22 protein-coding genes and 1 riboswitch are annotated in these 21,117 nt (G+C 73.2%); of the genes, 7 read left to right on the forward strand and 15 right to left on the reverse strand.

The genetic code is table 11. The features are described 5' to 3' along the window. Window positions 1-71 precede the first annotated feature (71 nt). Window positions 72-2,909, forward strand: a complete 2,838-nt coding sequence (locus ABZS40_RS06700) for a LuxR C-terminal-related transcriptional regulator (RefSeq protein WP_354942386.1) — start codon at window positions 72-74, stop codon at window positions 2,907-2,909. A gap of 5 nt (window positions 2,910-2,914) precedes the next feature. Here the strand turns inward: ABZS40_RS06700 and ABZS40_RS06705 are convergent, their stop codons facing one another. The 5 genes from ABZS40_RS06705 to ABZS40_RS06725 all read right to left on the reverse strand — a co-directional run bounded on the left by ABZS40_RS06705 (window position 2,915) and on the right by ABZS40_RS06725 (window position 6,000). Continuing rightward, window positions 2,915-3,463 carry a DsbA family protein gene (locus ABZS40_RS06705; protein ID WP_354942387.1) on the reverse strand — a complete coding sequence of 183 codons (549 nt, stop codon included), beginning with the start codon at window positions 3,461-3,463 and terminating at the stop codon, window positions 2,915-2,917. Next, window positions 3,460-3,957, reverse strand: a complete 498-nt coding sequence (locus tag ABZS40_RS06710; protein WP_354942388.1) for a redoxin domain-containing protein — start codon at window positions 3,955-3,957, stop codon at window positions 3,460-3,462. Before ABZS40_RS06710 ends, ABZS40_RS06705 begins: the two co-directional genes overlap by 4 nt. Before the next feature lie 96 nt (window positions 3,958-4,053). Then, window positions 4,054-4,740 (reverse strand): BON domain-containing protein, encoded by a 687-nt coding sequence (locus ABZS40_RS06715; RefSeq protein WP_354942389.1) that lies wholly within the window; start codon window positions 4,738-4,740, stop codon window positions 4,054-4,056. A 550-nt stretch (window positions 4,741-5,290) separates the two neighbouring features. Then, window positions 5,291-5,689 carry a hypothetical protein gene (locus ABZS40_RS06720; protein WP_091409235.1) on the reverse strand — a complete coding sequence of 133 codons (399 nt, stop codon included), beginning with the start codon at window positions 5,687-5,689 and terminating at the stop codon, window positions 5,291-5,293. Window positions 5,690-5,859: 170 nt separating this feature from the next. Next, window positions 5,860-6,000 (reverse strand): hypothetical protein, encoded by a 141-nt coding sequence (locus tag ABZS40_RS06725; protein WP_167457621.1) that lies wholly within the window; start codon window positions 5,998-6,000, stop codon window positions 5,860-5,862. Window positions 6,001-6,384: 384 nt separating this feature from the next. On the opposite strand from ABZS40_RS06725, the gene ABZS40_RS06730 reads away from it, so the two are divergent. Continuing rightward, window positions 6,385-6,747, forward strand: coding sequence for an STAS domain-containing protein (locus ABZS40_RS06730; protein WP_030330302.1), 363 nt, complete (start codon window positions 6,385-6,387; stop codon window positions 6,745-6,747). An 18-nt stretch (window positions 6,748-6,765) separates the two neighbouring features. On the opposite strand, the gene ABZS40_RS06735 is transcribed toward ABZS40_RS06730, so the two are convergent. Then, entirely contained in the window at window positions 6,766-7,593 is an 828-nt protein-coding gene (locus ABZS40_RS06735) for a 5'/3'-nucleotidase SurE (protein WP_354942390.1), read from the reverse strand. Further along, window positions 7,590-8,567, reverse strand: coding sequence for a PfkB family carbohydrate kinase (locus ABZS40_RS06740; protein ID WP_354942391.1), 978 nt, complete (start codon window positions 8,565-8,567; stop codon window positions 7,590-7,592). Before ABZS40_RS06740 ends, ABZS40_RS06735 begins: the two co-directional genes overlap by 4 nt. A 190-nt stretch (window positions 8,568-8,757) precedes the next feature. On the opposite strand from ABZS40_RS06740, the gene ABZS40_RS06745 reads away from it, so the two are divergent. Next, the gene (locus tag ABZS40_RS06745) at window positions 8,758-9,225 is read left to right on the forward strand and encodes an SRPBCC family protein (RefSeq protein ID WP_354942392.1); all 468 of its coding nucleotides are present in this window, start codon (window positions 8,758-8,760) and stop codon (window positions 9,223-9,225) included. A 45-nt stretch (window positions 9,226-9,270) separates the two neighbouring features. Here ABZS40_RS06745 and ABZS40_RS06750 read toward each other — a convergent pair whose 3' ends face one another. The 5 genes from ABZS40_RS06750 to ABZS40_RS06770 form a co-directional block, all read right to left on the reverse strand. Next, the gene (locus ABZS40_RS06750; RefSeq protein ID WP_354942393.1) at window positions 9,271-9,765 is read right to left on the reverse strand and encodes a hypothetical protein; all 495 of its coding nucleotides are present in this window, start codon (window positions 9,763-9,765) and stop codon (window positions 9,271-9,273) included. A 141-nt stretch (window positions 9,766-9,906) separates the two neighbouring features. After that, entirely contained in the window at window positions 9,907-10,920 is a 1,014-nt protein-coding gene (locus tag ABZS40_RS06755; protein ID WP_354942583.1) for a hypothetical protein, read from the reverse strand. A gap of 56 nt (window positions 10,921-10,976) precedes the next feature. Beyond that, window positions 10,977-11,108: riboswitch (cyclic di-AMP (ydaO/yuaA leader) on the reverse strand. Between the two features lie 118 nt (window positions 11,109-11,226). Beyond that, a complete protein-coding gene (locus tag ABZS40_RS06760) occupies window positions 11,227-12,144 on the reverse strand; it encodes a cation diffusion facilitator family transporter (protein WP_238670076.1) in 918 nt (305 codons plus the stop codon). Window positions 12,145-12,250: 106 nt separating this feature from the next. After that, window positions 12,251-14,368 carry an AAA family ATPase gene (locus tag ABZS40_RS06765; RefSeq protein WP_354942394.1) on the reverse strand — a complete coding sequence of 706 codons (2,118 nt, stop codon included), beginning with the start codon at window positions 14,366-14,368 and terminating at the stop codon, window positions 12,251-12,253. 107 nt (window positions 14,369-14,475) lie between these two features. After that, entirely contained in the window at window positions 14,476-15,423 is a 948-nt protein-coding gene (locus tag ABZS40_RS06770) for an alpha/beta hydrolase (RefSeq protein WP_354942395.1), read from the reverse strand. A 170-nt stretch (window positions 15,424-15,593) separates the two neighbouring features. Here ABZS40_RS06770 and ABZS40_RS06775 point away from each other — a divergent pair, with 170 nt between their 5' ends. After that, window positions 15,594-16,217, forward strand: coding sequence for a carbonic anhydrase (locus ABZS40_RS06775; protein WP_354942396.1), 624 nt, complete (start codon window positions 15,594-15,596; stop codon window positions 16,215-16,217). A gap of 71 nt (window positions 16,218-16,288) precedes the next feature. Here the strand turns inward: ABZS40_RS06775 and ABZS40_RS06780 are convergent, their stop codons facing one another. After that, entirely contained in the window at window positions 16,289-16,618 is a 330-nt protein-coding gene (locus ABZS40_RS06780) for a hypothetical protein (RefSeq protein ID WP_354942397.1), read from the reverse strand. Window positions 16,619-16,926: 308 nt separating this feature from the next. On the opposite strand from ABZS40_RS06780, the gene ABZS40_RS06785 reads away from it, so the two are divergent. From ABZS40_RS06785 to ABZS40_RS06795, 3 genes are all read left to right on the forward strand, one after another. Next, window positions 16,927-17,418: a DUF3145 domain-containing protein gene (locus ABZS40_RS06785; RefSeq protein ID WP_091409261.1), complete on the forward strand. Its 492-nt coding sequence runs from the start codon at window positions 16,927-16,929 to the stop codon at window positions 17,416-17,418. 87 nt (window positions 17,419-17,505) lie between these two features. Beyond that, window positions 17,506-19,239 carry a glycoside hydrolase family 3 N-terminal domain-containing protein gene (locus ABZS40_RS06790; protein ID WP_354942398.1) on the forward strand — a complete coding sequence of 578 codons (1,734 nt, stop codon included), beginning with the start codon at window positions 17,506-17,508 and terminating at the stop codon, window positions 19,237-19,239. An 89-nt stretch (window positions 19,240-19,328) separates the two neighbouring features. Further along, entirely contained in the window at window positions 19,329-19,547 is a 219-nt protein-coding gene (locus ABZS40_RS06795; protein WP_238687213.1) for a hypothetical protein, read from the forward strand. Between the two features lie 48 nt (window positions 19,548-19,595). Here the strand turns inward: ABZS40_RS06795 and fabF are convergent, their stop codons facing one another. Both fabF and ABZS40_RS06805 read right to left on the reverse strand, forming a co-directional pair. Next, window positions 19,596-20,822 carry a beta-ketoacyl-ACP synthase II gene (gene fabF / locus ABZS40_RS06800; protein WP_354942399.1) on the reverse strand — a complete coding sequence of 409 codons (1,227 nt, stop codon included), beginning with the start codon at window positions 20,820-20,822 and terminating at the stop codon, window positions 19,596-19,598. Window positions 20,823-20,824: 2 nt separating this feature from the next. Next, the gene (locus tag ABZS40_RS06805) at window positions 20,825-21,064 is read right to left on the reverse strand and encodes an acyl carrier protein (RefSeq protein WP_030330276.1); all 240 of its coding nucleotides are present in this window, start codon (window positions 21,062-21,064) and stop codon (window positions 20,825-20,827) included. Between the last annotated feature and the right edge of the window lie 53 nt (window positions 21,065-21,117).

The following is a 21,117-nucleotide window of genomic DNA, read 5'->3' on the forward strand; positions in this document are numbered from 1 at the left end:
GGGGTGAACCGGCCCGTGCCGGGTAACCGCTCGCCGACCGGGGGCGGAGCGCGTGGTGGGGGTGGGGCTGGGTGCCGGAACAGGAACACGTACGTGTCGAACCGGCACCGGGGCCACCGCTGTTGGCGTCCCGGCTGACGCCGGCCGTGCCGCCGGAGCCGGTGGTGGCGCGGCCCCGCCTGCTGCGCCGGTTGGACGAGGGCAGCGCGGGACCTGTCACAGTGGTGGCCGCCCCCGCCGGCTGGGGCAAGACCACCCTGCTCGCCTCCTGGGTGCGGCTGGGCGGCGCGCCGCCCGACGTGGAGCCGGGCGCTGTCGTGCCGGACTCCGGCGACCTGTCGGTTTCGTCGGCTGACGACCCGGTCTCGGCGTGGATGTCGGTGGAGGCCGGTGACGACTCCGACCGGCTCTGGGCGTACCTCGCCGCGGCGTTGCGCTCGGCGACCGGGGCGACGGAGGACGGCCCGGTGCCCGACCGGCCGCCGCGCTCCGACCAACTGGAGGCGCTGGCCGCCACGCTCGCCGCCGCCGACCGGCCGGTGCTGCTGATTGTGGACGACCTGCACCGGGTCGCCGACCCGGCGGCGTTGACCGGCCTGGAGTTCCTGCTGCGGCACGCCGGACGCCGGCTCCGTCTGGTGATCGGCGCGCGGGCCGGACTGCACCTGCCACTGCACCGGCTCCGCCTCGCCGGCGAGCTGACCGAGATCGGCCCGGACGAACTCGCGTTCACCGACGACGAGGTGGCCGACCTGCTCACCGCCCACGCCGCGGCGCTGCCGGCGACCGCCGTGCGCCGGCTGCGGGAGCGCACCGGCGGCTGGCCGGCCGCGCTGCGCATCGCCGCCCTGGCGGTACGCGGACAGCCCGACCCGGAGCGGTGGGTGGGGCAGTTCGGCGGGGACCAGCCGGAGATCGCCGGCTACCTGCACGAGGAGGTGCTGGCGACGCTCGACCCGGGCGAGGCGGACCTGCTGCGCCGTACCGCCGTCGTCGACACCGTCTGCGCGGACCTGGCCGAGGCGTTGACCGGCCGCGCCGACGCCGGGCAGGCGCTGGCCGACCTGGCCGGGACCGGTGGTCTGCTGCACCGGGAGGACACCCGGCCGCCCTGGTACCGGTGCGAGTCCCTGCTCGCCGATCTGCTCCGCGCCGACCTGGCCCGGTTGCCCGCCGACGAGCTGCGCGAGCTGCACGCCCGGGCCGCCGACTGGTACGCGGGCGACGGCCGGCCCGCCGACGGTCTGCGGCACGCCCTGGCCGCCGGCCGCTGGGACCTGGCCGGTGACCTGTTCGTCGCGCACTGGCCGGAGCTGACCCGCTACGACCGGGACCCGGTGCACGCCCCGGCACCCGCGCAGCCGCCGGCGGAGGTGATCCGCGCCGACCCGGAGGTGGCGTTGGCCTGCGCCGCCGAGCGCGCGTACGCCGGTGACCTGCCGGCCGCCAGCGGTCACCTGCGGACCGCCGCCGGGCACGCCGCGGGACTGCCGGTGCCGCGCCGGGACCGGTTCCTGCGGTTGGTCACCGCGCTGGAATTGACGGTGGCCCGGCTCGCCGACGACCGCGCTGAGGTTCGGGCCGCCGCCGCTCGCCTGCTGCGCACCCGCCCGGCGGAGGCCACGCCGACCCGGCTGCCGACCGGTTCCGCCCCGACGGCCGGTGGTGGTGGCGCCGCCGACGACCTGGACCTGCGGGCGTTCACCGGCACAGCGCTGGGGCTGGTCGAGTTGGCCGACGGCGCGCTTCCCACCGCCCGGTTCGTCCGGGCCCGGGCAGCGGCTCGCGAGGCCGGCCGCCAGCGCACCGAGCTGGTCGCCGCGAGCCGAGCCGCGCTGCTGCTCGCGCTGCGCGGCGAGCTGCGGGCAGCCGAGCAGGCGGCCCGGGACGCGCTCGGCATGCCGCCCTGTCGGGGCTGGGCCTGTCGGCTCGACTGCGGCCACGCGTACCTGGCTCTCGCCGTGGTGGCGCTGCTGCGCGACCAGCCCGAGGAAGCCACGGCGAACCTCGCCCTCGCCCTCCCGGCGCTCGACACCGCGGGCGGCTGGGCCGGCAACCCCGAGGTCGGCGACGACTGGCTGGCCGCCGCCTCGGACGAACCAGTGGCGGCGGCGGTGGCCGCGCTGTGCCGGGCACAGCTGCGCCGCGACTCCGGTGACCCGGCGGCCGGCCAGCGGCTGCTCGTCCGGGCCCGGGAGGCGCTGGCCGGCCGGCCGTCGGCCGCCGAGGTGACCGGTCTGCTGCGGGCCACCGAAGCCGAACTGAGGGCCGCGCGAGGCGACCTGGACTCCGCCCGCGACCTGCTGGCCGACGCCGCCGACGAGGGGGCCGACCCGGTGCTCGCTGTGACGTTGGCGAAGGTGCACCTGCTCGCCGGCGACGCCGGCGCCGCCGAGCGGACCCTGCCGGACTGGCAGGCGCCGGCCGCCACGGCCTGGCCGCTACCGGTACGCCTGGACGCCGGTCTGCTGGACGCGGTGCTGGCCGAGCGCGCCGGGGACGGACGTCGGGCGGGTCGGATCCTGGAGCAGACGCTGGACCTGGCCGGCCCGCAGGGCTGCCGGAGGGTCTTCACCCGCGCCGAACCTCAGGTGCGGGACCTGCTGGCCGTGCACCTGGACGCGGGTACCGCGCATTTCGCGCTGGTCAGTGACCTGGTGCGGGGGGCCGGGCAGAGCACCGCCGGGCCGTCCGTCGGGCCGAGGGGCGCGCTCGACGAGCCGCTCACCGAGCGGGAGCTGACCATCCTGCGTTACCTGCAGAGCATCCTGTCCAACGTGGAGATCGCCAGCGAGTTGTCCCTCTCGGTCAACACTGTGAAGACCCACGTCCGCAACATCTACCGCAAACTCGACGCGACCCGCCGGCGCGAGGCGGTCCGACGGGCGCGCGAGTTGCGGCTGATCTGAGCGGGTCAGGCGTTGGCGGCGGCGTCCGCGGCCGTCAACAGGTCGGGCAGGTCGTACCCGCCGTCGTGCCTGATGCCGTTGACGAACAGGGTGGGGGTGCCGTTCACCCCGCTGCGGATGCCCCCCACGAAGTCGCGGCGCACCCGGTCCGCGTGCGCACGGTTCTCCACCTCGGCGTTCAACTCGTCCGGCGGCAACCCGACCTGCTCGACGCCGAGCGAGAGGTGCACCGGGTCGAGCTGGTCCTGATGCTCGTAGAGCCAGTCGTGCATCTCCCAGAACCGGCCCCGAACCCCGGCGGCCTCGGCCGTCTCGGCAGCCCGTTCGGCGTACGGGTGCACGTTCGCGATCGGGAAGTACCGGTAGACCAGCTGTACGGTTTCGGCCCGCTGCCGCAGCAACTCGTGCAGGTTCGGGTACGCGGCACCGCAGAACTGGCACTGGAAGTCGCCGTACTCGACGATGGTCACCGCCGCGTCGGCCGGCCCCCGGATGTGGTCGTCGCTGGTCACCGGGTCTCGAAGTCGGGCGGTGACCTGCAGTGGCGTGCTCATCCGGCCATCACCTTCCGATCGGCGGCGAGTCGGTCCAGCGCGTCGAAGATGCCGTCGGCGCCGGGATTGACCTCGGGCGGCGACAGGTAGCTCCAAGCCACCTTCCCCGCCGGGTCCAGCACCACCAGCGCGCGAGCCGCCTCACCGTTCGACATGTACGCGCCGTAGCTGCGGGCCACCTCGCCCTTCGGCTCGAAGTCGGCCAGCAGGGGGAATTCGATGCCCCGGCTCTCCGCGAACGCCCGGTGTGACCATTTGCTGTCCACCGACAGGCCGAGCACCACCGCCTGGTACTGGGCGAAGACGGGTGCCGCCGACTGGTAGAGCGACATCTGGTCGCCGCAGACCGGGCTCCAGTCGGCGGGGTAGAAGGCGAGCACGACCGGCCGGCCACGGAACTGCTCGGGCCCCAGCAGAGCCCCGTCCGGGGTGGCCGGCAGGGTGAAGCCGGGCGCGGTGCGTCCCGGCTGGATCAGCCCGTTCGGATCACTCATGCCACCAGCCTGCTTCCGGGGTGGGTGATACGGGCTCACCCACCCCGGGTGGTTCCGCGTCTGCTCGGTGCCCGCCGAGCGGGCGCCCGCGTCCGCTCAGCCCAGCACCGGGGCGACCGCGATGTGGTTCTGCACCTCCCGGATGCCCGGCGCGGACCAGGCCACCTGCTCGACCTCGGCCCGTTCGGGCATCGAGTGCACCAGCCCGGCGAGTATCGCGGTGTCGCCGTGCACCCGGACGCTGATCCGTTCGGCCTCGGTCGCTCCGGCCCGGGCGAGGGCGTCGACGATCCGGTCGGCCAGGTTGCGGGCTTCCGGCGCGGTGGCCGGTCGGACGGTGATGCCGTTGCTCACCCCGCGTACGCCGGTCAGTCGGGCGACCGCCCGTTCGGCGGCTCGGCGCTGGTACTCCCACTCGACGTCGCCGTGCAGCGTCACCCAGCCGGCCGAGACGGTGACCTGGAGCTTCTCGACGGGCACGAACGCGTCCCACTCCAGCCCGTGGCTGGCCGCGGCGGCCAGGTCGCTGTCGGCGCGCTCGGTGCCGTTGGTGAGCTGCACGGCCACGTCGTTGGCGACGGCCCGGACCGAGGTGACCCGGTGGGCGGCCCGTTCGGCGGCCCACTTCTTGGCGTAGCTGTCCACGCGGCCGGTCAGGGTGACGACGCCCTCGGCGACGGTCACGCCGATCTCGTGCGGCTGCACCCGCGGTTCCCAGGTCAGCTCGTCGAGCACGGCGGACTGGATGTCCTGGTCGGTGCGGTTGATCTCCGCGATGGCCATCTGTCCCTCCTCCGCTGTTCGATGGCGGACCGGTGCTGGCGTGCGGCCGAAGGTCCGCCGTGCTGCGATCCTGCCGCTGCCCCGGGTGAGTCGCCCTCGCCCGGACCGGGTGACGGCGCGGCCCGACCTGGGCGGCAGGGGTGGGAAGCGAGGACGAACATCGATGATGGGAGCGCTTCCAAAGCGAGCGTCCTTCGGTTACGGTAATGGCGTTCCTCGATTGCGGGAACCGTCGCGTCGGGTGGTGGAGCCAGGGCAGCTCCGCCCGTCCCCGTCGTCGTGCTCGTCCCCCGGGCACGACGTCACCCGGATCATCACCCGTGCACCGGTCCGCCGGGCCGCCTGAGGGGTCCGGCAACCCGGCGGACCGGCCCCACCCACCCACCCACCCACCCACCCCGCTGATCATGGAGTTGTGGTGGGCGAAATGCTGGTCCCTGCCACAATCGTCCACCACCACAACTGCATGATCGACGCGGGCGGGCCTGGACGAACGACGTGCGGGCCCCGCTCGACCTGAGTCGATCGGGGCCCGCAGTGGTGCTGTCGGTCAGATGGCGGGGGAGTTGGGACGGTCGACGTCGACGAACTCCACGTCGTCGACGGCGCGGTCGTCCCGGCTGCCGGCGGCCCGAGCGGCGGAGCCGACAGCCCAGCCGACCGCCGCGCCGACGAGCGCGGCGCCGATCAGGAGCGTCCAGGGCAGTGCCGGCTGGCGGCCGGCGAGCGCGTCGAAGGCCAGCGAGGCGCGGCGGCGCGCCTCCTCGGCGGCCGATCCCACCAGGTCACCCGCCCCGTCGGCGAGGTCGCTGCTGTTCTGGCGGGCCGAGCGGGCGGTGTCCCGCACACTGTCTCCGGCGTAGCTGACGGCCGAGAGCAGGTGCTCCCAGGCCTGGTCCGCAATCCGCTCCGGCTTGCTGCGGCGGTCCAACAGGTTGGTTCCGAACATCGTGGTTACCTCCTCAGGTGCCGAAGCCGCCGGCCACTTCGGACTTCGGCGTCTTTCCAGCGCGTCACGGTGTCGCCTACCCCGCAGTGCCCCACGTCAGCCGGACGCAAACCCCGACGTCAGCGGAGCACCGGTAGCTCGGCGCGCCGGAACCCGGCGCGCCTGCCGACTCAGCGCACCGCTGAGACGGCGACACCTCGGGCGAAGTCGTCGTCATCGTCGTCATCATCGCCTCCGCCACCGAAACCGCAGGCCAGGACGAGGGCGAGCAGAACACCGACGCCGGCCAGGCCGGCAAGTCGCTTGATCATCGAAGATCCTCTCCGTCGCGGGGTGTCCCGGCCGATGCTAGGGCGTGTCGGCAAACGGCGGCGCGGATCGCGCCGGCCAGCGGTGGGCGACACGCCGACGGCACACGGGGCAGGCGTACGTCCTGAGCCGCTTGTCGGGTGCGCCGGGTCCGGACCGCTACCCTGGTTCGGCGGCGCGTCGGTCACGACCGATCGGCGATGGTCAGATAACGAAAGTCCTGAGTAATCAGATACTGAAAAGTGCGGATATGGGTGGCTTTGTGGGCCCGGATCCGCGAATTGCTCATCCCGAGGGGTGGCGACCGAGGCCGTCGGAGGAATACTCTCGGTCGCGGCCCGCGTACTGATGAGGCGCCCGGGGGACGGGCGGGTGGAGGTGCTCGCGTGAGCCTGTCGATCGTGAAATCGGTTCTGTCCGGTGGTGTCGTGGAGATAGCCCCGCGGGGCGAGATCGACGTCGACACAGCGTACGAGGTGCGCGAAGCGATCGCAGAGGTGCTGGCCAAGGGCCGCCCGCTGCGCATCGAACTCAACATGAGGTTGGTCACCTTCATCGACTCGGTCGGCATCAGCGCCATGGTCGCCGGCTTCCAGACAGCCGAGGTCAGCGACGTCAAGCTGGTGGTCACCGAGCCGAGCCGGTTCGTGCACCGGCAGCTCTGGGTGACCGGCCTGCTCGGCCTCTTCGGCGCCCCGGAGCCCTACTTCGCCGGCGCTGCCACCCCCGAGGTGCTGCCCGGCGCCTGAGCGCGTCGGGCGTCTCCGTCAGGGCTGCTCGTCCAGGCCGGTCAGGTCGATGTCGGTCGCCTCGGTGACCGCTCGGATGGCCGTCACCGACGCGTACCCGGCGGCGAGCAACGCCACGTCCGTGCCCGGCTGCGCGGCCTGCCCCGGCTCCTCCAGCGAGGTACGGACGAACCCGTGGCCGGATTCGGCCACCGTCATCTGCACCTGACCGAAGCTGGCCAGCGTCCCGCGCCGCACCCCGCGCAGCTGCCCGTGCGGCAGGTCCGGGGTGTTCACGTTGAGCACGCTCTCCATCGGCGCGGAGGTCAACCGGGGGAGCAGGTCCAGGGCGACCCGCGCGGCGGTGCTCCAGTGCCGCTCGGCGTCGCGTACCCGGGCGGCGGCGTCCACGGCGGCGCCACCGCTCGCGGCAGTCGCCTCGCCGGCGGAGAGCACGTCCAGGGAGACCGCCATTGCCCGGCAGCCGTTGGTGGCGGCGGTGAACGCGGCGCCCACGGTCCCGGAGTGCAGCACCGCCCGGCCGGCGTTCGCGCCCCGGTTGACGCCGGAGAGCACCACCGACGGCGGTGGGCCAAACGCCCCGTGCAGGGCGATCAGCGTGATGAAGCCCGGTGACCCGGCGACCCCGAACGCCGGCACACCCGCCAGGTCTGGCAGCGGGTGCTCGTCGACGACGACTCGCCCGTCGCGTTCGATGGCGCTCATCGCGGCGCTGGTGCCGCTCGCCTCCTCCATCGGCGCGGCCACCACCACGTCCAGGCCCCGTTTCCGGGCAGCCCAGGCCAGCGCCTGGATGCCCGGCGCCGCGATCCCGTCGTCGTTGGTGATCAACACCCGCACTGTCACCGCTCGGCCACCCGCTCGGCCAACTCGTCCGGGGTGGTCCGCTCCTGTTGCCGGCTGTCCGCCGGCACCAGCCGGACGCGGTCCACCAGGCCGGTGATCGAGTCCAGCCGCCCGGTGCCCAGGCCGTGCCGGGTCACGTTCAGCGCGCCAGCGGCGGCGCCGGTGCGGATGGCGGTCCGAATGTCACCGCCTTGGGCCACGACGGCCGCCACTCCGGCGGTCATCGAGTCGCCCGCGCCGCGCGGGTCGGCGGCCTCCAGCCGCGGCATCTCGACCTGGAACAGTTCCCCGTCGATGAGCGCCAACGCCGGCTGGTCGGCGCGGCTCACCACCACCGTCTCGGCGCCGCCCGCGTGCAGCTCGTACATGGCCCGGGTCAGCTCCTCGGTGTCGTCGCTGCGGGCGCGACCGTCGCGGATCAACTCCTCGTGACTCACCTTGAGGAAGAACACCCCGCTCTCCAGCACCGAACCGAGGTGGTCGCCGGAGAGGTCGACCACCACCCGGCCGCCGTTCGCGCCGAGGTCGGCGGCGAAGCGTCGGTACAGGTCGGCTGGGACGAGCCACGGTTCGTTCGGCCCACTGAGGATGCTCACCGAGGCCCGCAGGCCCTCGCCGAGGGCGAGGTTGTACAGCTCGTCGATCTCATGCCGGCTCAGCGGCTGCCCGGGCACGTCGGCGACCTCCTGCCGGGAGCCCTCGCGGCGATCGTGCACGTACCCGCCGCTGCCGGAGTCACGGACCACGACCTTGAGATCCACGCCCTCGCTGACCAGCAGCGGCTCCAGCACCTGGCCGATCTCACCGCCGAGGGCGGCGCAGAGCACCACGTCGACACCGAGGGAGATCACCATCCGGGCCTGCCAGACGCCCTGCCCGCCGGGGTGCAGGTGCAACTCGGGGTGGTCGTTGGGCTGGTCCACCGTCACCGTCAGCTGTGGGGTGGGCGCGAAGACCATCACGTGCCCACTCATTGGTCGTCGCCGTTCATCCTGGCCGCCCTCCGGCACCTTCGGAAGATTTTGTACTAACCGACCCTAATGGCGCAGGGGGTGACAGGTCGCCGCATCGGCCCGCTCCGGCGCGGCGCTGAGGGGACGTGGGGCGTTGCCAGCCAGACATCGGTACGGGACGATCGGGCGACCAACGACGGCGGGAGACGGTGTGGTCAGCAGGGATACCTTCAGCTACACCGTCCAGGCCCGGTGCTCGCCCGCCGAGGCGGTGGCGTTGCTCGGCGACCTGACCCGGCAGGGCGAGCTGCATCCGCTGATCGTCCGGGTCCGGCGGGTGCCGCCCCGGCCCGGCGCCCAGGCCAGCTACACGATCAACGACCGGTTGGCGGCCGGTCCGCTGCGCTTCCGGACCACCTACCACGCGGACGTGTTGATCAGCGAGGCCGACGAGATCGTCATGGTGGCCCGCCAGTGGCCGGCGACCACAGTGCGCAACCACACCCGACTACGCGCCGAGCCGGACGGCCTGGTCCGCATCGACGTCGAGATCACCCTGACCGCGCCGACGCCACTGTTCCGGTACGCGTTCCGCCAGGCCCAAGCCGCCCACCTGGCCCTCGCCACCCGGCTGGGCGCGGCCCTGGACCGCACCGGCAACCCCCCACAACCGGCCTGACCAGCCCCGTCGGCTCACGTGCCCAGCCTCGCCCCTGCTCGCCGATCATGGAGTTGTGGTGGGTGACGTGGTTCGTCTGGCGGGACGCCGGCCCCACGGCTTGTAGGTGGACAGCACCGTCGCGATGATCATCAGGCTGGTCGACACCGCCGGCGCGATGACCAGGTCGGCGCGGTCCCGTGTGGGCAGGGCAGCGCCGACCACTCCGGCGTGGCGCAGGTTCGGGGTGAGCAGGAACAGCACCAGCCCGACCATCACGGTGGTGAGCACGAGCTTGACCAGCACCCAGCGGTGGCGCAGCAGGCCCCACGGGGTGAGCAGCGAGCTGGCGACTCCGATCAGCCAGACCAGGACGCTCAGCGGCGCGAACAGCACCGTGCCGACCAGGGCCGTGACCGGATAGACCACAGCCGGGTCGGCGCCCCGCTGCACGGCGATGCCGAGGGTGAGCAGCACCAGGTCGGCGCCGAGCCAGCCGAGCGAGGTGACGAGGTGCAGGGTGAGCAGCGCCTTGCGGGTGGTGGGTCGGATCCGAGGCATACCGCGATGCTGCCCGCCGACCGCGGCCGGGTCGTCCGACGACCGACGACATCAGGGGTACGCCCGGCGACGTAGCCCGGCCCGGACACACGTGATGCCTGTGAGTCATGACGATGACTCACAGGCATCACGACGCGTGGCTCAGTAGACCGACAGGTGTACGTGGTTGGTGTGGTCCGTGGACGGGGTGCCGTGCGCCCCGCTGTACGACTTCCACCCGCTGCTGGGCAGCCAGATCTGCCTGTACCAGATCACGTAGAGCACGGCGAGCCGGTCCGCGTTGCGGATGAAGTACGCGGCCAGGTTGTTGCCGTACGTCTTGTCACCGCCGGTGGCGTTCCCGCCGAAGCCGCCCTTCTGCGCCGCGAAGTCGCAGGCCCGGCCCTTCGGGTGTTCACCGGAGCCGCTGGGGCGGTGGCACGAGACGTACCGGGTGAAGCCCGCGGCCTTGGCCTGGTTGAGCGCGTGCAGGGTGCGTGGCGTGATGCAGCCGCTGGCCGGGGTGGGGTCGTTGACGCTGCACGACTCGGAGGGCCAGGAGCCGTCGGAGTTGCGCGGCGCGGCCGTCGCGTTGGCGCTGGATGTGCCCCGGTTGGAGCCGGTGTCGGCGGTGGTCTGCGGCTTGGGTGTGGTGGCCACGGTCAGGGCCCGTTCGGCCTGCTCCTTGCGCTTGGCCATCACCGCGACCTGCTTGCGCTGTTCGTTGATCTCGCCGTCCAGGGCGACCCGGGTGCGGTTGGCCTTGTCCTTGCTGTTCAGCAGGTCGCGCAGCACCCGGTCCTCGTTGGCCGCCACAGCGTCCAGCGCGGCCGCGCGGTCCATGAAGCCTTCCGGAGTGTTGCTGTTGAGCAGCGCCGACATCGCACCGAGCCGGCCGGTGCGGTAGGCCACCTCGGCGATCTCGCCGACCTTGCCGTTGCGCTGGTCGATCTCGACCTCGATGGTCTTCAGCTGGGTGGCGAGCTGCTTCTGCCGTTGCACCGAGGTGTCCAGGGCGCGCTTCGCGTCCAGGTAGCCCTTGCTGGCCGCCTCGAGTTGGGCGCGCAACGCCGGGGTGCCGCCCTCCTCGTCGGAGTCGGGTGCGGCGGCCCGCAGGCCGGTCGGGGGAGCGGCCGAGGCGGTGCCGGCCGGGAGCGCGACGCCGAGGGCGAACATCGCGACGATCAGGGCCGCCAGTCGGGCGGCGGGTGGTCGTGCTGGTGCCACTGCGCATGTCCTTCCGTCAGCCGCCGACCGGGTTAGCTGACGGGTTCGGGACGGAAGATCCCTACCGCTGACGCGGATGCACCCCAGGAACGTGGTTCCCCGGTTCGCCCAGCTGGGCGATTAGGCGACGACCACCACCGGCGCCGGGAGGGCGCCGCCTGGTGGAGGCCGGGACCGAGCCTACCGGTGCCGATGGGACCCGTGCAGCCAATGTGACGGACGGTGCGTGCGTCACCACGGAAAATCACGGCTCCGTCACCATTCGATCGAGCCACACGCTCCGGAGGCGGCGCCGGGCTCGATCTGCAACGTCGCGTGCTCGATGCGGAAGTCGTCGTGCAGGGCCGTACGCGCCGCGGTGAGCACCGCGCCGACCTCCGCGCCGGGTGCCATGGTCAGGTGAGCGGAGGCCACCTCCATGCCCGAGGTGAGCGTCCAGACGTGCAGGTCGTGCACCTCGACGACACCGGGGACGGCGGCCAGCCGGTCGTGCACGGCGGTCACCTGGAGGTGCTCCGGGGCGGCCTGCACCAGGATGCGGATGGCGGCGCGGGCCAGCCGCCAGGTGCGCGGCAGGATGAACACGCCGATGGCGACCGCCACCAGGGGGTCGGCCCACCACCAGTCGGTGACGGTGATGAGCAGCGCCGCGCCGATGACGCCGAGCGAGCCGAGCAGGTCACCGAGCACCTCCAGGTAGGCGCCCTGGAGGTTGATGCTCTCGCGCGCCCCGGCGCGCAGCAGCGCGAAGGCGGCGATGTTCGCGAGCAGGCCGAGCACGGCCACCGCGAGCATCGGGCCGGCGATGACCTGGTGCGGGTCGCCGAAACGGCGGATCGCCTCGATCACCACGTAGATGGCGACGCCGGAGAGCAGGACGGCGTTGGCAAGCGCGGCGAGCACCTCGAGTCGATAGAGCCCGAAGGTGCGCTGCGGGTCGCCGGTGGCCCGCCGGGTCGCCGTGATGGCGGCGAGGGCCATCCCGATGCCGAGCACGTCGGTGAACATGTGCCCGGCGTCGGAGAGCAGGGCGAGCGAGCCGGTGTGCAGGGCGACCACCGCCTCGACCACCATCAGGGTGGCGAGCAGCCCGAATGCCGCCCAGAGTCGACCTCGGTGCTGGTGTGCGGCATTGGCGACGGACCCATGGTGGTGGTCATGACCTGCGCCCACGAGAACCACCTTCCGCCGCTGGTCGGGAACCGGTCAAATATATGTTCACATCGCAATGTGTGCAAGTGTACGGGCAGCGCCTCCCGCTGGCGGCAGTACGCACACGTCAGCCGGTCGGGTCGATGGTGGTGAGCCGCTGGGTGGCCCGGGAGAGCGCCACGTACAGGGTGCGCACCCCGGCGCCCGGATCGGCCCGGATCTCGCTCGGGGCGACCAGCACCACACCGTCGTACTCCATGCCCTTGGCCTCGAGGCTGGTCACCACCTGCAACCTCGGCGCGCCGAGCGCGCCGAGCCAACCGGCGACCTCGTCCCGGCGGGGGACTGGCGTGATCACCCCGACCGTGCCCTCCACCTCGGCCAGCAGGCCGGCGGCGGCCTCCACTGTCGCGGTCTCCAACCCCGTCGCGGGCACCACCAGCTCGACCGGCTCGACGCCGGTGGAGCGCACGGCGGTCGGCAGCGGCAGGTCCGGGTAGAGCCGGCGGATCTCCGCCGCCGCCACCGCGAAGATCTCCGCCGAGTTGCGGTAGTTGGTGGTGAGCGTGAAGTCGTGTCGCTTGCGCCGGCCCAGCGCCTGGTCGCGGGCTCGGGTCAGCTCCTCCGGATCGCCGGTCCACGCGGTCTGCGCGGGGTCGCCCACCACCGTCCAGGAGGCCAGTCGGCCGCGCCGACCGACCATCCGCCACTGCATCGGCGAGACGTCCTGCGCCTCGTCCACCACCACGTGCGCGTACTCCCGGTAGTCCTCCGGACGCTCCCGGGCCGCCGCGCGGGCGGCCCGCTGCCGTTCACCGAGGGTGCTCAGCTCGCGGACGCCGCCGGCGAGCTGGAACGGATCGCGTCGCGCGCGGGCCGGCTGCGCGGGCTTACCAAGTAGGGCGTCCAACTCGTCCAGCAGAGCCACGTCGGCGATGGTCAACCCGGCCGGGTCCAGGTTCCGGTACGCGGCGTTGAGCAGCCGGATCTCCGCCGAGGAGAGGATCCCCCCGGCGTACCGGCGCAGCCGGTCCGGCTGCGCCAGCCAGCCGAGCACGTGCCGGGGATGCAGCCGAGGCCACCACGCCTTGAGGAACTCCCGGAACTCTGCCCGCTCGGCGATCTCCGCCTCGAAGGCCGGTTGCTCCGGCAGGCGGCCGCTGCTCAGCTCGCGGGCCTGCGCCCAGAGCGCGGCGAACACCCCGTCGAAACCGGCCCGGCGCACCTCGTTGCGTCGTGCGCCGCGTTGCAGCGCGCGGTCCCGGATCCGGTCCAGCGCGGCCCGGTCCAGCCGCAGCAGCGTGCCGCGGTAGAGCAGCCGCAGCTCACCCGGGCCGCCCGGCACCGCGTCGCGGGCCGCCCGCTCCAGCACCCGGCGCATCCGCAGCGAGCCCTTCACCGCCGCCACCTCGGGCGGGTCGGGGCGGGTGGCGGTCATCCCCGGGAAGAGGGTGCCCAGCGAGTGCAGGGTCGCTGTGTCCTCGCCGAGCGACGGCAGCACGGAGCCGATGTACTCGACGAAGACCGACGACGGGCCGACCACCAGGATGCCGCCGCCGGCGTAGCGGCTGCGGTCGGAATACAGCAGGAACGCGGCCCGGTGCAGGGCGACAGCGGTCTTGCCGGTGCCGGGGCCGCCCGCGACGATCGTCACCCCGGAACCGGGCGAGCGGATCGCCTCGTCCTGCTCCCGCTGGATGGTCGCCACGATGTCGCGCATGCCGCGGCCGGTGGCCTTGGAGAGGGTGGCCAGCAACGCGCCGTCACCGACGACGGTCATGCCCTCCGGGGCTGCCGTCGGGTCGAGCAGGTCGTCCTCGATCCTGGTGACCCGCTCGGCGCGGGACTGGATGGTGCGGCGCCGCACCACGTCCAGCGGCTGCGCCGGGGTGGCCTGGTAGAAGGCGGCGGCGGCCGGCGCGCGCCAGTCGACGACAAGCGTGACGGCGTTCTCGTCGCGGATCCCCAGTCGCCCGACGTGCAGCATCTGACGGTCGCGCAGGTCCAGCCGGCCGAAGACCAGCCCCTCGTGCTCGGCGTCCAGGGTGTGCCGCCGCTGCGCCGCGTGGAAGACCATCGCGTCGCGCTCGACCAGGGCGCCGTGCGTGCCCACCCGGGCCATCCGGTAACCGTCACGCTCGGCGCGGACGGCCGACTGCCGCAGCTCGGCCAGTCGGGCGTACACCCGGTCGAGGTGTCGTTGCTCGACGGCGATCTCCTGCTCCAGGCCGGTCTGGTCGGTCAACGCACGCTCCTTCAGAGGTCGCCGGCAGGCGGCGGGAACCGCGCGGGCCAACCGAGAAGAGTACGGCCCTGGGCCCGACCCGCCGCGCCCGAGGTGCGCGAACGTGCTCAGGCACCCGCCTCGGCGGGGGTCGCACCAGTGTGGGCCGGCGGCGATTCGGCGAGCACCCGCCGCAGCACGCCGGTGAGCGCGGCGTTCACCTCCTCCGGCCGTTCCAACATCAGCATGTGCCCGGCGCCTGGACAGACGGTCAGCTCCGTGGCCGGCAGGGCGGCGGCGATCGACTCGGCGCACGGCGGCGGGGTCAGCCGGTCCCGGTCGCCGACCAGGGCGGCGGCCGGCAGGTGGGCCAACGCGGCGAGGGTGTCCAGTCGGTGCTGGGTGCCGATGGAGGCGCGGAACCCGCCGATCGAGCGCAGCGAGGCCCGAGCCACCGCGGACGTCACCAGGCGGATGTCGGTCGGTTCGCAGCGGTCACCGAAGAGCATCCACCGGATGCTCGGTTGCAGCGCGTTCAGCAGTGCCCGGGGCGCGCGCCACGAGCCACACCGGGCCAGCACGCCGGCGCCGGTCGTCTCGGCCAGCCGGATCAACCGGGCGATCCGCGGCGAAAGCCCGTAGACGGTGTGCGTGTGCCCCTCGGCGGTGGTCGAGACGAAGACCAGGCCGGCGGTGCGGGCGGCGAAGTGCGCGGGGTGGCGGTGGGCGTACTCCATGATCGTCATGCCGCCCATCGAGTGCCCGACCAGCACCACCGGGCCGGTCGGCGCGACCGCGTCGATCACCGCGGCCAGGTCGTCACCCAGCTGGGCCAGGGTGGCAGTGGGGAGCGCCATGCAGCTGGACCGGCCGTGCCCCCGCGCGTCGTAGGCGACCACCCGTACCGCGCCGCCGAACGGCGGTGCGGCGAGCGCGTCGACCTGCCGGTGCCAGGCGCGCCCGTCCAGCGTCCAGCCGTGCAGCAGGATGGCGGTGACCTGGGCGTCCGTCGGGCCCGTCGCCTCGACGTTGAGCCGTACGCCGTCCGGCAGACCGACCTCGAACCGCTCCGGCATCGCCACCTCCCCAGGGCCGCCCCGTACCACCAGCACCTCCGATACCCGGCGGTAACACCGGCTACCCGCCATGACACCACGCCAATCGCGCCGTGGCGAACATTCCCGACCTCGCCCGTGCCGGACGGCGGAGGGCCAAGCTGAACGGCATGGGGTCGTCGGGAGCGCCCATGGGCGCGACGTCGGGGCAGGGGCGGCAGGCCGGCGGTACGCCTCGCGCCGCGCTGGCCGATCTGCTCGCCGGCAATCGGCGGTTCGTCAGCGGCCAGCCGGTGCACGGACACGACGTCACGGCCGCCGCCGCGGCCTCCGGCGACCAGCAGCCGTACGCGGTGGTGCTGGGCTGCATCGACTCCCGGGTGCCGCTGGAGGCGATCTTCGACCAGACCTTCGGCGCGATCTGCGTGATCCGTACCGGGGGGCACGTGCTCGATCGCGCGGTCTGCGGCTCGATCGAGTACGTGGTCGGCCAGCTCGGCGTACCGCTGGTCATGGTCCTCGGCCACGAGCGGTGCGGCGCGGTGCAGGCCACGGTGGAGGCGCTTCGCACCGGGCAGCGTCCCGGCGGGTCGCTGGCGTACCTGGTGGACGAGATCGCCCCGGCGGTGACCGAGGCGGGGCTCGACGACCCGGCGGTGCAGCCGCTGGCGATCCGCCGGCACGTCCGGCGCACGGTGCGCACCCTGCGCGAGGACGATCTGCTGGCCGGGCCGGTGGCCGCCGGCCGGGTGGCAGTGGTCGGCGGCCTCTACGACCTGGCCACCGGCGAGGTCGCCCTGCTCGATCCGGCCTGACCCGCCCCGACACGCCAAACCGCCCGCCGGGAAGTCCCGGCGGGCGGTCAGTTGGTGCGGTGGGGGAGGGCTCAGCCCTCGAAGACGCCGGCCGCGACCAGGCGCTTCTCGGTGGCCTCCCAGCCGTCACCCGGGTGGGTGGTAGCCAGGTTGTTGATCTCCGCCCGGATCTTGGCGGCGTGGCCGGCGGCGGCCAGCACGCGGATCTCCTCGACGAAGGCGTCGGAGTCCGTGCGCAGGTGCGCGGTCTTGCCGTTGGTCAGGTTCCGCACGTAGGCGTGCTTGCCGCCGTTGAGCGGGATGAGGTACTTGAACTCGCCCAGCACGCTGAGGGCGCCACCCTGGCCAGCCTGGCCGGCCCGGACGGACGCGCGCGCGGTCTTAGAGGTGTTGCTCGCCACGGAGGTACTCCTTGCAAGACGTACGGGAGGACTGGACGTCCGGGGGCTGTGTGCGGGTCGTACGTGACTCGACCCGCGAAGGTGTAACGCGGCATAAGCCGCCGGTGGAACTGTACAGGACCACGACATCATGCTGGTCGTCGCGGTGTCCTGAGAGGCAACGGCGACCACCCGTCCGGCTATTCCACCCGGCGTTTTTTCCGATTCCCTGGCGCACCACGCGTCACAGGAGTCATCATGTGTTGCAGCAGCCACCTGGGTGGACGAGGTCGTAGGGGAAGACGCACCTCGCTCTCCGGGAGGTCACCGTGCCAACGCGTGGCGTCGTATACGTCCACTCGACCCCGCTCGCCGTGTGCTCACACGTCGAGTGGGCGATCGCGCGCGTCCTAGCCGCGCCGGTCAACCTGCAGTGGACGGCTCAGCCCGTCGACCCCGGCGCACGCCGGGCCGAGTGCGGGTGGACCGGTCGTCCGGGGACGGGCGCCGAGCTGGCTGCTGCCCTACGGCAGTGGCCCATGATCCGTTTCGAGGTCACCGAGGAGCCGAGTCCCGGTGCCGACGGTGAGCGCTTCATGTACGTGCCAGCCCGTGGCCTATTCCGGGCAACGGTCGGCGTGGCCGGCGACATCCAGCTCGGCGAGGACCGACTCCGGGCGCTGATGGCGGCCTCCCGGGCTCCCGAGGCGCTGGCGCACGCTCTGGACAAGGCGCTCGGCACGGCGTGGGACGCTGACCTGGAGCCCTACCGGTACGCCGGCGACGGCGCCCCGGTGACCTTGCTCACTCGGGTCGGCTGACCCGGCCGGCGGGCCCGCTGGCCGTAGCCGTCGCGCCGCTGACGACCGGTAAGGTCAAGTTGCCCCGATAAGGGAGAAGCTGGTGGGATGGGCGGCGTGTCGAATCGCCCGTGGCGCGCCAGTGTCGCTGTCGCTGCCCTGACCGCCCTGCTCGTCTCCGGCTGCTCAGGTGACCCGGAGCGCCCCACGCCGACGCCCAGCCCGGTCGGCACGTCCGCGGGCCCGAGCGTCCCGGCCGCGCCGCCGGCCAGCGACCCCGCCAGCCGCGCTGCCGCGCTGGTGGCGACGCTGTCCGACGAAGACCTGGTCGGCCAGGTGTTGATGCCGTACGCCTACGGCGACTCGGCGACGAAGGTCTCCGCCGGCTCGGCGGCCGGTAACCAGGCCCTCGCCGGGGTCGACACCCCCGCCGACATGATCGCCAAGTACCGGCTGGGCGGTCTGATCCTGGTCGGCTTCAGCGCCGACGACCCGACCAAGGGCAACCAGGAGACCACGAACGTCGACAACCCCAAGCAGGTGCACGAGCTCACCACCGGGCTGCGTACCGCCGCCGGTCGGCTCGCCGCCGGTTCCGCGCCGCTGCTGATCGGCACCGACCAGGAGTACGGCGTCGTCACCCGCGTGACCGACGGCGTCACAGTGCTGCCCAGCGCCCTCGCGGCCGGCGCGGCCGGTGACCCGAAGCTCACCGAGGCCGCCTGGCGGGCCGCCGGCGCCGAGTTGGCCGCGATGGGCATCAACATCGACTTCGCCCCGGTGGCAGACGTGCTGGCCACCCGCAGCACCGTGATCGGCTCCCGGTCGTACGGCGCCGACCCGAAGCAGGCCGCCGCGCAGGTGGGCGGCGCGGTCCGTGGCCTCCAGGCGGTCGGGGTCGCGGCCACCCTGAAGCACTTCCCCGGGCACGGCCACAGCGCCGACGACTCCCACCAGGACCTTCCGGTGCTCACCCAGTCCGCCGCGGCGTTGCAGAGCGGCGCGTGGCCGCCGTTCACCGCCGGGATCGACGCGGGCGCGATGGCAGTGATGTCCGGTCACCTTGACGCGCGCGCGATCGACCCGGGAACCCCGGCGACGTTCTCGCACAAGCTGCTCACCGACGTGCTGCGCGGCCAACTCGGCTTCAAGGGCGTGGTGATCACCGACGGCATGAACATGCCGCCCGCGAAGCGCTGGGCCCCGGGCGAGGCGGCGGTCCGGGCGCTCAACGCCGGCAACGACCTCATCCTGATGACCCCGAACGTCGGTCAGGCGTACGACGGGCTGCTCGCCGCGCTGCGCGGCGGATCGCTGCCCCGGACCCGGCTGGTCGAGGCGGTGACCCGGGTGCTGACCATGAAGTTCCAGCTCGCTGAGCTGCCGGCGGCGCAGATGTCCACGCTCAACACCCCGGCGCACCGGGCGGCGGCCGAGGCGCTGGCCGCCGCCGCCGTCACAGTGCTGCGGGGCGCCTGCGGCCCAGCGGTACGCGGGCCGGTCACCGTCACCTCGTCCGGCGGTCGGGACGGCACCCGGGCCACGCTCACGGCCGCGCTGACCGCCGCCGGGGTCCAGGTGAAGCCCAGCGGCGGCACGGTAGTGCACCTGGTGGGCTACGGCGACGGTGCCAAGGACCTGCGCGCCGACGCGGCGGTCACTGTCGCCATGGACACCCCGTACGTGCTGGCCGACGCGAAGTCACCGACGCTGCTGGCGACGTACTCCTCCAGCCGGGCGTCGATGACCGCCCTGGCCGCGGTGATCGCCGGCAAGGCCCGACCGGGCGGCCGGTCCCCGGTGGCCGTTCCCGGACTGCCCGCGACGACCTGTCGGACCTGACCGGCCGGGCACGGACTCAGCCGCCGGCCGGTGCCCGCGCGACGGAAATCGGGTCGCCACCGCCCCGGTCGGTCTGACAGCCTCACCGCATGGGAGCGGCAGCAGGATTCCGGCACGAGCAACGGGCGGACGGCACTGTGGTGATCACCCACCACGGCCGGGTCGCCGGCACGCTGCGCGGCGCTCGGGCCGCGGAGTTCCTGGCCGAGGTCGACGACGATCCGCAGTTGGTGATGGCCCGCTGGACGGGCAACTACCGCCACGGCAACGAGCGCACAGCGAAACAGCACCCGCGCAACCGGGGCTGAACGACGCAAGGCCCCTCCTCGACGAGAGGAGGGGCCTTGCGGAGGATCTCAGGGACGAGCGAAGACGAGCGCCACGTTGTGGCCGCCGAAGCCGAACGCGTTGTTCAACGCGGCCGGGATCTCCATGTGGCGGGCCTTGTGCGCGGCGACATCCAGGGTGAGGCCTGGGTCCGGGTCGTCGAGGTTGATCGTCGGAGGGACGACACTGTCGCGGATCGCCAGGATGGTGGCGATCGACTCCAGCGCACCGGCCGCACCGAGCAGGTGACCGGTCATCGACTTCGTCGCGGACAGCACCGGGTGGTCGCCGAGCGCCTTGTGCAGCCCGCCGATCTCCAGCATGTCCCCGACCGGGGTCGAGGTGGCGTGCGCGTTGACGTGCACGATGTCCCGCTTCGCCACGTCCGCGTCGGCGATCGCCTTGGCGATGGCCCGGATGGCGCCCTCGCCCTCGGCGTGCGGCTGCACGATGTCGTACGCGTCGGAGGTGATGCCGGCTCCGGCGAGGCGCGCGTACACCCGGGCGCCCCGGGCCGCGGCGTGCTCGGCCCGCTCCAGCACCACGATGCCGGCGCCCTCGCCGAGGACGAAGCCGTCCCGGCCCCGGTCCCACGGGCGGGAGGCCCGCTCCGGGTCGTCGTTGCGGGTCGACATGGCCCGCATCGAGCTGAAGCCGGCGATCGGCAGCGGGTGGATGACCGCCTCGGTGCCGCCGGCCACCACCACGTCGGCCCGGCCGGAGCGGATGATGTCCAGGCCGAGGGCGATCGCCTCGGCGCCGGTGGCGCAGGCGCTGGCCACCGAGTGCACGCCGGCCTTGGCGCCCAGCTCCAGCCCGACCCAGGCGGCCGGACCGTTCGGCATCAGCATCGGGATGGTGTGCGGGGAGACCCGCCGTGGCCCGGATGCCTCCAGGATGTCGTCCTGGGCGAGCAGTGTGGTGGCACCGCCGATGCCGGAGCCGACGCTGACGGCCAACCGCTCACCGTCGAGGTCGGAGCCGGCGAGCCCGGCGTCCGCCCAGGCCTGCTGCGCCGCGATGATCGCGATCGCCTCGGAACGGTCCAGGCGGCGCAGGCGGACCCGGTCCAGCACCTCGGACGGCTCCACGGCCAACTGGGCGGCGATCCGGACCGGCAGTTGCCCGGCCCACTCCTGGGTGAGGGCACTCACCCCGGAGCGGCCGGCGAGCATTGCGTCCCAGGTCGACGCGACGTCCCCGCCAAGCGGGGTCGTCGCGCCGAGCCCGGTGACGACGACGTCAGGACGAGTCATGATCAGGACTGCGCCGCGATGTAGCTGACAGCGTCGCCGACGGTCTTGAGGTTCTGCACCTCGTTGTCCGGGATCTTGACGCCGAACTTCTCCTCGGCCGCGACCACGACCTCAACCATGGAGAGCGAGTCGACATCGAGGTCGTCGGTGAAGGACTTCCCCTCGGCCACGTCGTCCGGGTTCACCCCGGCAACCTCTTCGAGGATCTCGGCGAGGCCGGTGGTGATCTCGTCACGGGTCATTGCGGTTGGTTCCTTTCATCGGGGTTCTCCGGCGGTCGGCGTCGCCGACCGCC

Source organism: Micromonospora sp. NPDC005324 (assembly GCF_040607155.1).
Lineage (GTDB): Bacteria > Actinomycetota > Actinomycetes > Mycobacteriales > Micromonosporaceae > Micromonospora > Micromonospora trifolii.